Here is a 14,448-nt window from a genome sequence, read left to right on the forward strand (position 1 = left end):
TAAAAAAATTGAAAGATGTAAAAATATGAACAACATGGTACGATAGATATAGGAATATAAAGGAAAGAGGTTGCCTGATGTTTGCAATCATCTCTGCAGGAATTGCTCCCGGCATTGCGCTGTTAAGCTATTTTTATTTAAAAGATCAGTATGACAATGAACCCGTACATATGGTGCTGAGGTCTTTTTTTCTCGGGGTTGTCCTTGTGTTTCCGACCATGTTTATCCAATATGTTCTTGAAAAAGAGCATGTGGGGGGAGGAAGCTTTTTCGTTTCGTTTTTGTCTTCGGGATTTCTGGAAGAATCGGTGAAATGGTTCGTTCTGATGATCAGTGTGTACCCGCATGCTCATTTTGATGAGCATTATGACGGAATCGTTTACGGGGCCAGTGTGTCTTTAGGCTTTGCCACGCTTGAAAATATTCTGTATTTATTCGGCCACGGTGTTGAGCATGCTTTCATAAGGGCGCTTCTGCCGGTCTCCTGCCATGCGCTGATCGGAGTGATTATGGGATTTTACCTCGGAAAAGCCCGCTTTTCGCAGAAAAAAGCCCGTGTCAAATGGCTTGTGATTTCGCTGACTGTGCCTTCATGTCTGCACGGTTCTTACGATTTTATTCTTACCGCCCTCAATCATTGGGTATATTATATGCTGCCGTTTATGCTGTTTTTATGGTGGTTCGGGCTGCGAAAGGCAAAAAAAGCACGCTCCGTCAATATGATCCAAGTGTGAAGAAACCGCGCGTCGCGTGCGGTTTCTTTTTTATGCCTTGACAGGGGATAAGAAGGAAACGTGCATAAAAATAACCTCGTGACAGACAATACGGGTACACTTTAAATTTTGCAGTAGGAGGCTTGAAGAGATGAAGTGCAAAGGAGCCTTTATGGCATGTCTCATTCTATTTTCTTTCGCCGCCGCTTTATTCGATCATCATGAAACGGTTCATGCGTTTTCAAATCAAGTGATTCAAAGAGGCGCGACGGGTGATGATGTTATAGAATTGCAGGCCCGTCTTCAATATAACGGATTTTATAACGGGAAAATCGATGGTGTTTACGGCTGGACCACATACTGGGCCGTGAGGAATTTTCAGGAGAAATTCGGCATGAAGCCGGTTGACGGCCTCGTCGGCGCGAAAACCAAACAGGTGCTGATCTCTAAATCAAAATATTACCGTGAATATGTAATGGAGCAGATCCAAAAAGGGAATACGTTCACTCATTATGGCAACGTCCCATTGGAAAACCAAACAAAACCGAGAGCCGGAACGCAGAAGCCGGCTGCGGGAACGAATAAGCCTGCTCAAAAGCCGCAAAACAATACAGGCGGTCAGTCAAATCAAAAGCAAAATACGACAGCGGCCAATATGCCTGGCGGTTTCTCAAACAACGACATCAATCTTTTGGCGCAGGCTGTGTACGGGGAAGCACGCGGTGAGCCGTTTGAAGGACAGGTTGCCATCGCCGCGGTTATTTTAAACCGTATTAAAAGCCCGTTATTTCCGAATACGGTGGCCGGTGTCATTTTCGAACCGCTCGCGTTTACCGCCGTTGCCGACGGCCAAATATACATGCAGCCGAATGAAAGAGCAAAAGAAGCGGTTCTTGATGCGATCAACGGTTGGGACCCTTCTGAAAACGCGATTTATTATTTCAATCCTGATACGGCGACAAGCAAATGGATTTGGGGACGTCCGCAGATAAAAAGAATCGGAAAACACATTTTCTGTGAGTAAAAGTACGAAAAATGAGGTGTTAACATGATTAGAGGAATCATTATCGCTATTCTCGGTGTCGTGATTGCCGCAACCGGATATTGGGGATATAAAGAGCATCAGGAAAAAGATGCGGTCCTTCTGCATGCGGAAAATAATTATCAAAGGGCTTTTCATGAATTGACGTACCATGTAGATCAGCTTCACGACAAAATCGGGACGACGCTTGCGATGAACAGTAAAAAATCTCTGTCTCCGGCGCTCATTGATGTATGGAGAATAACATCTGAAGCTCATAACAATGTGAGCCAGCTGCCCTTGACTCTTATGCCTTTTAATAAGACGGAGGAGTTTTTATCCAACATAGGAGATTTCAGCTATAAAACATCCGTCCGGGATTTAGACCAAAAACCGCTTGATAAGAAAGAATATACAACACTGAACAGCCTGTACAAACAGGCGGAGAACATTCAAAACCAGCTCCGCAGCGTTCAGCATCTCGTCATGAGCAAAAATTTACGGTGGATGGATGTTGAGATGGCGCTCGCCTCTGACAAAAAACAAAGCGATAATACGATCGTTGACAGCTTTAAAACAGTCGAAAAAAATGTAGGCGCTTTTTCTGAAGACAGCATCAGCCCCACATTTACGGGAGCAAATACAGAACGAAAAGGTTTTACGCATCTGAAAGGAAAACAAATTACGGAAAAAGAAGCGGTCAAAATCGCGCAACGGTTTGCGCCTGATCATAATTATTCAATTAAAGTGGTCAAAAGCGGCAGGAAGACGAATCGGGACGTATACAGCATCCGCATGAAAGACGCCGACAACAAGTCTTTTATCTATATGGATATTACCCAAAAAGGCGGACATCCGGTTTATTTGATTCAAAAACGGGCCGTGAAGAAACAAAAGATCAGCCTCAATGAAGCATCTAACCGGGCCGTCGCGTTTTTAAAGAAAAATGGATATGAAACAAAAGGCCTCGAAATTGATGAAAGCGCGCAATATAATAACATCGGCGTCTTTTCTTTTATCCCCGTGGAGAAAAATGTCCGCATTTATCCGGAAGCCATCCGAATGAAAGTGGCGCTGGATGATGGTGAAGTCGTCGGTTTTTCCGCGCGTGATTACCTGGCGGCGCACCGCACGAGAACGATTCCGGCTCCCGCTTTGTCAGCTGATGAAGCGAAAGCGAAGCTGAATAAAAATGTTGAAGTGCGGGAGACGCGGCAGGCGCTGATCACGAATGAACTCGGTCAGGAAGTGCTTTGCTACGAAATGCTCGGGACGATCGGGAAAGACACGTATCAAATGTTCATTAATGCGGACGACGGAAAAGAGGAAAAAATAGAAAAGTTAAAAAGTGCAGAACCTATATATAAAGACCTATAAAAATAAAGGAGGAAAGGACTAAAAGTCTTTTCCTTTTTTTCGTTACATGCTTTAATAAAAGCATAAATAATGAAAGAGTGAAGGCCCATGATAGCTGTCGGAGATTATATTTGGATTGAATACATAGAGAACAATGAGCCCAAAAAAGCGAGGAGCAAAGCAGTAAGCGTTGAAAACGGCGAACTGCACATCTCATATCCCGTCGATCTGGATTCGGGACGGACGGTCTTTTTGCACAAAGGATTGGAAATAACAGCGGAATTTATGGGGGATGGCCAAGTGCCGTATCAATTTAAAAGCATAATCAAAGGAAAGAAAAAAGACCCCATCCCGATGATCGGATTGGACATCCCCCCTCAGGAGGAAATGAAGCGGATTCAAAGACGCCGATACGTCCGTGCAGACGCAGTATTGGATGTATCCGTCAAAATGGAAGCGAAAAAAACCGCTTTCCAAACGGTTTCCTCTAATATCAGCGCCGGCGGAATCGCTGTTGTGATGCCTGAGCATATTTCCGCGGAACCAGGTGAAAAGCTGTATGTCTCATTTTCTCTTCCCGGCAAGGAAAATAAGGCGGATATAACGGCTGAGGCTCTTACCCAGCGGATTTTTTATGATGAAAAGGCGGATAAACAAAAAATGACGCTTGAATTTACAGAAATCGGCCCCGCAGCGCAGCAGCTTTTACTCCAATATTGCATGCGCGCGCAGCTGCAGCAGAGAAGAAACAGTCTGTCGGAATAAACAGCAGCGCACTTTTCCATACTAATCCTAATGGAGGTGCGCGTGTATGAAAACGTTTGAACGTCTGCTGGTCAAATTGGTCTGCATTCAGCTTATCATTTTGGGCGCGGTGCAATTTTTGCTTCATTATCAGCCTATTGAACCTTATATTTCGAAAGCTGTGAAATATGAGGGAGTTGATAAAATGGAGAAAAAAGAATGGATTGAAACGGTAAAGCGGTAAATCAGCTCAATTTTTTCGCCCCTTTTCCGGCAGTTCGTGATACAATCCATAGAGGAGTAAAGAGCAAGGAGAGAGATTATGGACAAGAAATTATCAATTGCGATCGACGGGCCGGCCGCTGCCGGAAAAAGCACCGTTGCTAAAATAGTGGCTGAGAGAAAATCATATGTGTACATTGATACAGGAGCGATGTATCGTGCCATTACATATACGGCGCTCAAGCAGAATGCCGATTTAACCGATGAAGCCGCGCTTACAGAGCTGCTGAAGCGTACGGAAATTGAGCTTGTATCCGCTCCGGAAGGACAAATCGTTCTGGTAAACGGAGAAGATGTGACAGAAGAAATCCGTAAAGACGAAGTCAGCAACCAAGTATCAATCGCCGCCAAGCATAAAGGCGTCAGAGAAGAAATGGTCAAAAGACAGCAGCAGCTCGGAGAAAAAGGCGGTGTCGTCATGGACGGCCGTGATATCGGTACTCACGTGCTGCCTGATGCCGAAGTGAAAATTTTTCTGCTCGCGTCCGTAGAGGAAAGAGCGAAGCGCCGATATGAAGAGAATAAGAAAAAAGGCTATGACGTGAATTACGAGACGCTTATTGAAGAAATTGCCAGACGCGACAAACTCGATTCAGAGAGGGAAGTTTCCCCGCTGCGCAAAGCGGAAGACGCGATTGAAATCGATACGACGTCGCTCAGCATTGCCGAAGTCGCAGGAAAAATTCTGGAGATCGTCGAACAGAAATCACGTTAACTTCGGGCGGAGCGCTTTATAATTTTTTTCGAAAGACAAGATGTTATTGCTTGACAAACCAGTCCATTTATTAGAAGTTAATACTAATAAAACTTTTTATTGATCATTCAAAATCTTTTTTGGATGATTCTTTAATACATATTCGGCTGAAAAGCGGACATTCACATGTTCAGCTTTCAAACCGTATTAATTAAGCTGTGTAGGTTTGGACCAAGGAGGTTATTCAAATGACAGAGGAAATGAATCAAATTGATGTTCAAGTGCCAGAGGTTGGAGATGTAGTAAAAGGGATTGTGACAAAGGTAGAGGACAAGCATGTAGATGTCGAAATTGTCAATGTCAAACAGTCCGGAATCATTCCAATCAGTGAATTATCAAGTCTTCATGTAGAGAAAGCATCGGATGTCGTAAAAGTTGACGACGAGCTTGACCTGAAAGTAACAAAAGTGGAAGACGATGCTTTGATTTTATCTAAACGTGCCGTTGATGCTGACCGCGCTTGGGAAGACCTTGAAAAAAAATTCGACACAAAAGAAGTGTTTGAAGCTGAAGTGAAAGATGTGGTGAAAGGCGGTCTCGTCGTTGATATCGGCGTTCGCGGCTTCATTCCCGCATCACTTGTCGAAGCTCATTTCGTCGAGGATTTCACTGACTATAAAGGGAAAACCCTCTCTCTTATCGTCGTTGAACTCGACCGTGATAAAAACCGGGTGATTCTGTCACACCGGGCTGTAGTGGAAAAAGAACAGACAGCCAAAAAGCATGATTTTCTCCAAACGCTTGAGGTTGGAAGCGTGCTTGAAGGAAAAGTGCAGCGTCTGACTGATTTCGGCGCATTTGTCGACATCGGCGGAATTGACGGGCTTGTTCATATTTCGCAGCTGTCTCATTCACACGTCGAAAAACCGTCTGACGTGGTGGAAGAAGGTCAGGACGTAAAAGTGAAAGTACTGTCCGTAGACCGCGATAACGAGCGTATTTCTTTATCTATTAAAGAAACGCTGCCGGGACCTTGGAGCCAGGTCGGCGAAAAGGTAAAGCAGGGAGATGTGCTTGAAGGAAAAGTGCAGCGCCTTGTAAGCTTCGGCGCCTTCGTTGAAATTCTTCCGGGCGTGGAAGGACTTGTGCACATTTCGCAAATTTCCAATAAACATATCGGAACGCCGCATGAAGTGCTTGAAGAAGGACAGACTGTTAAAGTGAAAGTGCTTGACGTGAACGAAAGCGAAGAGCGCATTTCCTTAAGCATGCGTGAGCTTGAAGAAGCGCCGAAAGCCGATCAAGAGGACTTCCGCCAATACCAGGCGAAAGAAGAGCCGAGCACCGGCTTCCAGCTTGGCGATTTAATCGGAGACAAGCTTAATAAATTAAAATAAATTGGTGATAAAACGTGACACGAGCAGAACGAAAAAGAGAACATATAAATCATGCGCTGTCTACCGGCCAAAACCGGGAAACGGGGCTTGATGATATTACGTTTGTTCATGTCAGCCTACCGAACCTAGCATTGGAAAAAGTGGATATATCAACGAAAATCGGCGGACTCACAAGCAGTTCGCCGATTTTTATCAATGCGATGACAGGCGGCGGCGGACAGCTTACATACGAAATTAACAGATCGCTGGCAAGAGCCGCGCGCAAAGCCGGCATGCCGCTGGCTGTCGGTTCGCAAATGTCAGCTTTAAAAGATCCCTCCGAACGGTGTTCTTACGAGATCGTCAGAAAAGAGAATCCGGACGGGCTGATATTTGCCAATTTAGGCAGTGAGGCGGATGCCGAGCAGGCGAAAAGGGCAGTTGATATGATTCAAGCAGATGCCCTCCAGATTCATTTAAATGTGATTCAGGAGATCGTCATGCCAGAGGGTGACAGAAGCTTTACTGGCGCTCTCGGCCGTATTGAGCGGATTGCGGCGGAAGCGGGAGTGCCCGTTTTTGTCAAAGAAGTCGGCTTCGGAATGAGCAGGGAATCGGCACGGCAGTTATTTGAGGCTGGCGCAGCAGCAGTTGATGCCGGCGGATACGGCGGTACAAATTTCTCTAAGATCGAAAACATGCGCAGAGAGAAGGCGCTTCAATTTTTTAATGCGTGGGGAATTTCCACTGCTGCAAGCTTAGCGGAAATCCATTCGCTCTCCGCTGATCAATCAATTATCGCATCCGGCGGGCTGCAAAGTGCTCTGGATGTCGCCAAATCGATTGCCCTCGGTGCTTCCAGCGCGGGAATGGCGGGCACTTTCCTGAAAGCTCTCACCTCTAAAGGAGAAGAGGGCCTGTTTGACGAGATGACGGCGCTTTTACAAGAGCTGAAAATGATTATGACCGCCCTCGGATGCCAATCGGTTGCCCAACTGCAAAAGGCGCCTTTGGTCATAAAAGGTGACACACATCACTGGCTTTCTGAACGGGGAATTGACACATCCCGTTTCAGCAGACGTTAAAAGGCATGCGGACCCGCATGCCTTTTTCTGTTTTTTACGATTTTCTTTTTCGGAATTCCCCGTTTTGCTCAAGGCTTGTCGCTCCTTTATGGTGAATCGAATCATCGCGATCAGATTCCACCCGGCGGGAGGCTTTCAGTTTTTTCTCTTGTCTGTCTTTTCCCATCCTTATCCGCTCCTTTCAGGTATAATTGGTTTAAAAAATGCGTTCCCGCTCCATACTGATCAGAGGAGGAGCGATTATGGAACCGTTTTATTATTACTGGTCAATGTGGTTTTTATGGATACTTGCGACTTTTATTTTTGCCAAAACAAAAAGCCGTTTTTACGTATCAGTCTTTATTTTGACTAATATGATGGCAAGCATACATCAGATTACGGCTTATTTTACGCTGAACGCGGCATATGTCATGTTTTTTGCTGCGGCATTTGTTTATGCGGGAAGCCTCGGCATGCATAAACGGCTCCGTAATATTGTGATTCATCTGACGGCGGCTGCGGCGTACGGCTTTATTTTTCTTTTTGCATTATATGACCCTGTTTGGTTTATCATAAAACCTGAATGGGCGGCGGTTATACTGCTTACCGTTATTACGCTTTCCGTTGAGGGGCGGTTCCCTGAGAGGCTTTGTCTTTTTGTTCTCGGCATGTGCCAGGGGGAGCTATTGTATGCTGCGGTCATCCGCAATATTGCGGGTGCGGCAGCCGTCGGGGATTATAAATGGCTTTCAGGCTGTTCGGCGGGAGTGATTCTTCTCGTCGGGCTGACTACATATGAACAGCTTGCGGCGCGCATCAGCCAAAAAAGCAAAAAGCAGGGCAAAGGAGCGACGAAAATGTCTTGAAAACAGACGGAGACTGTTACATGAATGCGAAACATTTTGAAGAATACATTGTGATCTCAGTGAAAACTGATATAATAAATGAGTTAAGCCCTTCTGTTTGAAGGGTTCTTTTCATAGCGAAGATGATTTTTAATAACCGGTTGAACAATTTTTTGTGAAAATGTAAGCGGCTGGATTGAAAGGAAGGGTACTATGGGTAAACCTGTCGTAGCCATTGTCGGAAGACCGAATGTGGGAAAATCCACAATCTTTAACCGGATTGCGGGTGAAAGAATTTCAATAGTAGAAGATACCCCCGGAGTGACGCGGGACCGGATATACAGTTCGGCGGAATGGCTGAATTATGATTTTAACCTGATTGATACGGGCGGAATTGATATCGGAGACGAACCGTTTCTGACACAGATCCGCCAGCAGGCTGAAATCGCCATGGACGAGGCTGATGTGATCATCTTTATGGTGAACGGCCGCGAAGGTGTGACGTCTGCGGATGAAGAGGTGGCAAAAATACTGTACCGGACGAAAAAACCGGTCGTATTAGCCGTTAATAAATTAGATAATACCGAAATGAGAGCGAACATCTATGACTTTTATGCGCTCGGCTTTGGAGAACCGTATCCGATTTCGGGCACACACGGTTTAGGATTGGGAGATTTGCTCGATGCTTGTGCCGAGCATTTTAAAAACATTCCGGAGACGAAGTACAGTGATGATGTCGTTCAATTCTGCCTGATCGGCCGCCCGAATGTCGGAAAATCATCCCTTGTCAATGCGATGCTCGGCGAAGAGCGGGTTATCGTAAGCAACGTAGCCGGAACGACCAGAGACGCAGTGGATACGGCGTTCACTTACAATCAGCAGGAATTTGTAATCGTTGACACGGCGGGAATGAGAAAAAAGGGTAAAGTATATGAAACAACAGAAAAATACAGTGTGCTGCGGGCGTTAAAAGCCATTGACCGCTCAGACGTCGTCGGCGTTGTGCTTAATGCAGAAGAAGGCATCCTTGAGCAGGACAAGCGGATCGCCGGATACGCCCATGAAGCCGGGAAAGCCGTCGTCATTATCGTAAACAAATGGGATGCCGTTGATAAAGACGAGCGCACGATGAAAGAATTTGAACAGAATATTCGGGAGCATTTCCAATTTCTCGATTATGCGCCGGTGCTGTTTATGTCGGCACTGACGACAAAGCGGATTCATACACTCATGCCTGCGATTATTAAAGCGAGTGAAAACCACTCTCTCCGCGTGCAGACAAATGTCTTAAATGATGTCATCATGGATGCGGTCGCCATGAATCCGACTCCGACGCACAACGGCTCCCGTCTGAAAATTTACTATGCGACTCAAGTCGCTGTTAAGCCGCCGAGCTTCGTTGTTTTTGTCAACGATCCGGAACTGATGCATTTTTCTTATGAACGCTTTTTAGAAAACCGAATCCGGGATGCTTTCGGATTTGAAGGTACGCCAATTAAAATATTTGCAAGAGCAAGAAAATAAAAAGGTGTGATACAGAGATGAAAAAAGTGGCAATGCTTGGAGCGGGAAGCTGGGGCACTGCACTTTCTTTAGTGCTGGCTGATAACGGACATCAAGTCATGATGTGGGGACACCGTGCCGAATTGATCGATCAAATCAACGAACTGCATGAAAACAAAGATTACCTGCCGGGGGTGGAGCTATCAAGTTCTATCATCGGTACAGCTGATTTAAGCGAGGCTTTAAAAGGAGCTGACTTCATCATTGTGGCAGTTCCGACAAAAGCCATTCGGGAAGTGCTGAAAAAGGCTCTGCCGTACATCCCGAAACAATCGATTTTTGTTCATGTCAGCAAGGGAATTGAGCCGGATTCGCTTCTCCGCATTTCAGAATTAATGGAAGAGGAGCTGCCTGAGGAGTACAGAAAAGACATCGTCGTGCTTTCAGGGCCGAGCCACGCTGAGGAAGTCGGATTAAGACACCCGACGACTGTTACATCATCTTCAAAAAATATCAAGGCTGCAGAAGCGGTTCAGGATTTATTCATGAACCAGCATTTCCGCGTCTATACCAATCCGGATATGATCGGTGTTGAAATAGGGGGAGCGTTAAAGAATATCATCGCTCTTGCAGCGGGGATTACAGACGGATTGGGATACGGAGATAATGCAAAAGCGGCCTTAATCACCCGAGGTCTTGCTGAAATCGCCAGACTCGGCACAAAGATGGGCGGAAATCCGCTCACCTTTTCCGGCCTGACTGGCGTCGGCGATTTAATCGTGACGTGTACAAGCGTTCATTCCCGAAACTGGCGCGCCGGCAACCTGCTCGGCAAAGGATACAAGCTGGAAGCTGTCCTGGATAAGATGGGGATGGTTGTTGAAGGCGTGCGGACGACGAAAGCTGCGTATCAGCTGTCTCAAAAATACCAAGTGAAAATGCCGATCACAGAGGCGCTTCACCAAGTATTATTTAACGGGCAGAAGGTAGAAACAGCCGTAGAATCCTTAATGGCCAGAGTGAAAACCCATGAGATGGAAGACTTGGTCAACACATTCGAAAACCGGGTGAAGTGACAATACCATGCCGTCAGCATATTCTGAAGTGACGAAAGTCCAAAACGCAGAACTCTCCGGCTGAAATCGCTTAAAACATTTGCTGATTTAGGCAGAAGAGGATGCAGACGTACGCATCTACGCATACTATAGCATCGAAGTCCAAGAGAGTGTATCTCAGACGTACAGGTGAATATAGTCAACTTGACTGAAGCAAAGTCCCCCTCTTTGCTTCGGTTTTTTTGTTTTTTCAATAGATGGAAAACCTGTTGATCTTTTCAACATTTGTATATTAAAATGAAATATAACGCTTACAATGATGGGACGGGGGGCACGAACGTGAGTGTGGCATTGATGAAAATGTGGTTTGCGCTTGGTGCTATGGGATTAATGTTTGTTGCGGTGGCCTCTATTTATGTCAGCAGGTACAAAGTGAAAAACAAACTGATAAAAGCAGCGGTTTCTTCACTCGCTTATGCCTGCATGCTCATCTCGGGATTGATCGTGTTAATGGTCGTTTTCAGCGGGCCTGTCAATGAATAAAGCCGAAAGGGGGCGCGGAATGCATAAGTTAAAAATGGCCGTCATAACGGCAATGGCGGTGCTTCTGCTGTCCGGCTGTCTGTACCCTGAAGCGAAAAAAACTGAAAATAAAGTATCTTACAAACATCAGCTTCAGCAGGTGCAAGCGGCAGTGGATGAATTTAAAAAGGCGAACGGCGGGCTTCTGCCGATTCAGACAAAAGATATGAAAACACCGCTCTATCAAAAATATCCGATAGATTTTAAGCGGCTCGCGCCCAGATACATAGAGGAGCCGCCGGCCTCAGCTTATGAAAGCGGGGGAATGTACCAATACGTGCTTGTCGATGTGGAACATAAGCCGACCGTCAAGCTGGTCGATCTCCAAATGGCGGAAGCAATCCGCGACATGAAGCTGCGTGTCAAAATGTATCAGGAAAAGCATACATATCCTCCCTATGAGGACGCCGTTTCAAAAGGGCTGTTCACTTTAAATAAAAAAAAGCTCGGCATGAAAGACTCTCCTTCAGTCAAAAGTCCGGTTTCAGGCACGTCTCTGCCGCTTTTAATCGGCGCTGACGGAGAAATCTATGCCGACTATCGCGTCGATCTCGCCCGCTGCCTGAAGGAAAACAAAAAGAAAATCAAACCGGGCGCGGAAATTCAGGATATTTTATGGAAAGAGACTCCTTTCGTCCCGGCCTTTTCAGTCACATACACCGTAAATGAAAAACAGGAACCCGTTTTTTTAGAAAGTCAAACGAAACAGGAATGAACCTTTTTCCCGCGCATACAAATAGGGAGAAAGGTTTTTTTGATTTTGATAGAAAAGACTGCCTGAAAATTTTCTAAAGATGTCATATTGAAATAGGACAACGTCATACACATATAGTGTCCTGTATTTGATTGGAGAATGGTGAATGAAAAATGATAAGGATAGGAAGTCCGGGAGGGGATCACTTGGAAAAGGTCGATATTTTCAAGGATATCGCTGAACGAACAGGGGGCGATATATACTTAGGAGTCGTTGGCGCTGTCCGTACAGGGAAATCTACATTCATTAAAAAATTTATGGAGCTCGTGGTGCTCCCGAATATCAGCAATGAGGCCGATCGAGCGCGGGCGCAGGATGAGCTTCCGCAAAGCGCAGCAGGAAAAACGATAATGACCACAGAACCAAAATTTGTCCCGAATCAAGCCATGTCCGTTCATGTCGCGGAAGGACTTGATGTCAACATTCGTCTTGTGGATTGTGTGGGATATACGGTTCCCGGGGCGAAGGGATATGAGGATGAAAACGGCCCGAGAATGATCAATACACCTTGGTACGAAGAACCGATTCCCTTTCATGAGGCAGCGGAAATCGGTACGAGAAAAGTCATCCAGGAACACTCCACAATCGGGGTCGTCATTACGACAGACGGCTCAATCGGCGATATTGCGCGGGGCGATTACGTGGAAGCGGAAGAAAGAGTCATCGACGAGCTGAAGGAAGTCGGCAAACCGTTTATTATGGTCATCAACTCGGTAAAACCGTACCACCCGGAAACAGAAGCGCTCAGAGCTGAATTAAGCGCGAAATATGATATTCCCGTCCTCGCCATGAGTGTTGAAAGCATGCGGGAAACAGATGTGTTAAGCGTCCTCAGAGAAGCGCTTTACGAGTTCCCTGTACTGGAAGTCAATGTCAACCTTCCGAGCTGGGTCATGGTGCTGAAAGAAAATCACTGGCTCAGAGAGAGCTACCAGGAATCAGTGAAAGAAACCGTAAAAGATATTAAACGCCTGCGCGATGTCGACCGGGTTGTCGGCCACTTCAGTGAATTTGAGTTTATTGAAAGCGCCGGTCTGGCCGGAATCGAACTTGGCCAGGGTGTCGCAGAAATTGATTTGTATGCGCCGGATCATTTATATGACCAGATTTTAAAAGAAGTTGTCGGTGTTGAAATCCGCGGGAAAGACCACCTGCTTGAATTAATGCAGGACTTCGCCCACGCGAAAAAAGAATATGATCAGGTATCAGATGCGCTGAAAATGGTGAAACAGACCGGCTACGGCATTGCCGCCCCGGCCTTAGCCGATATGAGCCTTGATGAACCGGAAATCATCAGACAGGGATCAAGGTTCGGAGTAAGGCTCAAAGCGGTCGCTCCGTCCATTCATATGATCAAAGTGGATGTGGAAAGTGAATTCGCGCCGATCATCGGGACGGAAAAACAAAGTGAAGAACTTGTCCGCTACTTAATGCAGGACTTTGAAGATGATCCGCTTTCTATCTGGAACTCCGATATTTTCGGCAGATCATTGAGCTCTATCGTAAGAGAAGGAATCTCCGCAAAACTGTCACTCATGCCGGAAAATGCGAGATATAAACTGAAAGAAACGCTGGAGAGAATTATTAACGAAGGCTCAGGCGGCCTGATCGCCATTATTTTGTAAGCTGAAGGACCTCTTCCTGAAACGGGGGGTCTTTTTTTATTCTTTTTAGATACTGGAAATCAATCAAGGATTAGGAGGAAAAAAGCAAAAAAAGGAATATTTGTTCGGTAAAACACGTGAAAACCTTGACGAGCAAGGGATTGAGGCTTTAAAATGCTTGATATGGCTTTTTATATGTGTTACTCTACATACAGAAAATCTTCACTTTGTTGGACAAACATTCCTCAAAGTGTCTGTTTTCTTTTGAAAAGCCGTTTACTTGTCTGTTCTTCCCTGCTTTGATTTTTTATCAGACAGGTTTAGAATCAGGCTGAACTGTGAAGAAATGATAATAAACTGCTGATTTGATACCCTTTTGGGAGGAGGTGAAAGGCATGAACAAGACAGAACTAATCAATGCGGTTGCTGAAGCAAGCGAATTGTCTAAAAAAGACGCTACAAAAGCAGTTGATTCTGTTTTTGATACGATTTTAGATGCACTTAAAAACGGTGATAAAATCCAACTGATCGGTTTCGGTAACTTTGAGGTGCGCGAGCGCTCTGCACGTAAAGGACGTAACCCGCAAACAGGTGAAGAAATCGAAATCCCTGCAAGCAAGGTACCTGCTTTCAAACCAGGTAAAGCTCTTAAAGACGCTGTTGCAGGAAAATAATTGTGAATATAGATCGTGTATGCATCTGATACATACACTTTGTTTCTTCACAGAAAAGCCCCTTGATAAAGGGGCTTTTCATATTTAAGCAGCCTCGGTCACCGGGCAGGACTTTCGTTTTGCTTTTGGCGCGGCAAATGTGCTAGAATCGAAATTAAATGTATTCAATGGTGGAGGACAC

General features: G+C 45.6%; 16 protein-coding genes. 15 read left to right on the plus strand and 1 reads right to left on the minus strand.

Features of this window, described 5'->3' with window-relative positions; genetic code table 11:
* The first annotated feature begins 77 nt into the window (after positions 1 to 77).
* From prsW to fni, 8 genes are all read left to right on the plus strand, one after another.
* Positions 78 to 734 carry a glutamic-type intramembrane protease PrsW gene (gene prsW, locus HWY38_RS17135; RefSeq protein WP_007612268.1) on the plus strand — a complete coding sequence of 219 codons (657 nt, stop codon included), beginning with the start codon at positions 78 to 80 and terminating at the stop codon, positions 732 to 734.
* A 130-nt stretch (positions 735 to 864) separates the two neighbouring features.
* On the plus strand, positions 865 to 1,737 hold the full coding sequence (gene sleB, locus HWY38_RS17140; protein WP_224182250.1) for a spore cortex-lytic enzyme: 873 nt from the start codon (positions 865 to 867) through the stop codon (positions 1,735 to 1,737).
* A 24-nt stretch (positions 1,738 to 1,761) separates the two neighbouring features.
* Positions 1,762 to 3,111 (plus strand): germination protein YpeB, encoded by a 1,350-nt coding sequence (gene ypeB, locus HWY38_RS17145; protein WP_038458997.1) that lies wholly within the window; start codon positions 1,762 to 1,764, stop codon positions 3,109 to 3,111.
* Between the two features lie 87 nt (positions 3,112 to 3,198).
* Positions 3,199 to 3,855, plus strand: coding sequence for a flagellar brake protein (locus HWY38_RS17150; protein WP_224182251.1), 657 nt, complete (start codon positions 3,199 to 3,201; stop codon positions 3,853 to 3,855).
* Positions 3,856 to 3,901: 46 nt separating this feature from the next.
* Positions 3,902 to 4,078, plus strand: a complete 177-nt coding sequence (locus HWY38_RS17155) for a YpfB family protein (protein WP_003153420.1) — start codon at positions 3,902 to 3,904, stop codon at positions 4,076 to 4,078.
* Positions 4,079 to 4,156: 78 nt separating this feature from the next.
* Positions 4,157 to 4,831: a (d)CMP kinase gene (cmk, locus tag HWY38_RS17160; RefSeq protein WP_224182252.1), complete on the plus strand. Its 675-nt coding sequence runs from the start codon at positions 4,157 to 4,159 to the stop codon at positions 4,829 to 4,831.
* A 227-nt stretch (positions 4,832 to 5,058) separates the two neighbouring features.
* On the plus strand, positions 5,059 to 6,207 hold the full coding sequence (gene rpsA, locus HWY38_RS17165; protein WP_007612259.1) for a 30S ribosomal protein S1: 1,149 nt from the start codon (positions 5,059 to 5,061) through the stop codon (positions 6,205 to 6,207).
* Between the two features lie 14 nt (positions 6,208 to 6,221).
* On the plus strand, positions 6,222 to 7,271 hold the full coding sequence (gene fni, locus HWY38_RS17170) for a type 2 isopentenyl-diphosphate Delta-isomerase (RefSeq protein ID WP_224182253.1): 1,050 nt from the start codon (positions 6,222 to 6,224) through the stop codon (positions 7,269 to 7,271).
* Positions 7,272 to 7,305: 34 nt separating this feature from the next.
* Here fni and HWY38_RS17175 read toward each other — a convergent pair whose 3' ends face one another.
* The gene (locus HWY38_RS17175) at positions 7,306 to 7,437 is read right to left on the minus strand and encodes a YpzI family protein (RefSeq protein WP_003153429.1); all 132 of its coding nucleotides are present in this window, start codon (positions 7,435 to 7,437) and stop codon (positions 7,306 to 7,308) included.
* Positions 7,438 to 7,513: 76 nt separating this feature from the next.
* Here HWY38_RS17175 and HWY38_RS17180 point away from each other — a divergent pair, with 76 nt between their 5' ends.
* The 7 genes from HWY38_RS17180 to hbs all read left to right on the plus strand — a co-directional run bounded on the left by HWY38_RS17180 (position 7,514) and on the right by hbs (position 14,267).
* A complete protein-coding gene (locus HWY38_RS17180; RefSeq protein WP_012117870.1) occupies positions 7,514 to 8,116 on the plus strand; it encodes a hypothetical protein in 603 nt (200 codons plus the stop codon).
* A 192-nt stretch (positions 8,117 to 8,308) separates the two neighbouring features.
* On the plus strand, positions 8,309 to 9,619 hold the full coding sequence (der, locus tag HWY38_RS17185; RefSeq protein WP_003153433.1) for a ribosome biogenesis GTPase Der: 1,311 nt from the start codon (positions 8,309 to 8,311) through the stop codon (positions 9,617 to 9,619).
* A 17-nt stretch (positions 9,620 to 9,636) separates the two neighbouring features.
* On the plus strand, positions 9,637 to 10,674 hold the full coding sequence (locus HWY38_RS17190; protein WP_003153434.1) for an NAD(P)H-dependent glycerol-3-phosphate dehydrogenase: 1,038 nt from the start codon (positions 9,637 to 9,639) through the stop codon (positions 10,672 to 10,674).
* A 318-nt stretch (positions 10,675 to 10,992) separates the two neighbouring features.
* Positions 10,993 to 11,196 carry a DUF2768 domain-containing protein gene (locus HWY38_RS17195; RefSeq protein ID WP_224182254.1) on the plus strand — a complete coding sequence of 68 codons (204 nt, stop codon included), beginning with the start codon at positions 10,993 to 10,995 and terminating at the stop codon, positions 11,194 to 11,196.
* Positions 11,197 to 11,215: 19 nt separating this feature from the next.
* Entirely contained in the window at positions 11,216 to 11,950 is a 735-nt protein-coding gene (locus tag HWY38_RS17200; protein WP_007612249.1) for a hypothetical protein, read from the plus strand.
* A 185-nt stretch (positions 11,951 to 12,135) separates the two neighbouring features.
* Positions 12,136 to 13,614 carry a stage IV sporulation protein A gene (gene spoIVA / locus HWY38_RS17205; protein ID WP_007409454.1) on the plus strand — a complete coding sequence of 493 codons (1,479 nt, stop codon included), beginning with the start codon at positions 12,136 to 12,138 and terminating at the stop codon, positions 13,612 to 13,614.
* Between the two features lie 374 nt (positions 13,615 to 13,988).
* A complete protein-coding gene (hbs, locus tag HWY38_RS17210; protein WP_003153447.1) occupies positions 13,989 to 14,267 on the plus strand; it encodes a non-specific DNA-binding protein Hbs in 279 nt (92 codons plus the stop codon).
* Positions 14,268 to 14,448: the final 181 nt, after the last annotated feature.

Source organism: Bacillus sp. KS1, assembly GCF_020075515.1.
Taxonomy (GTDB): domain Bacteria; phylum Bacillota; class Bacilli; order Bacillales; family Bacillaceae; genus Bacillus; species Bacillus velezensis.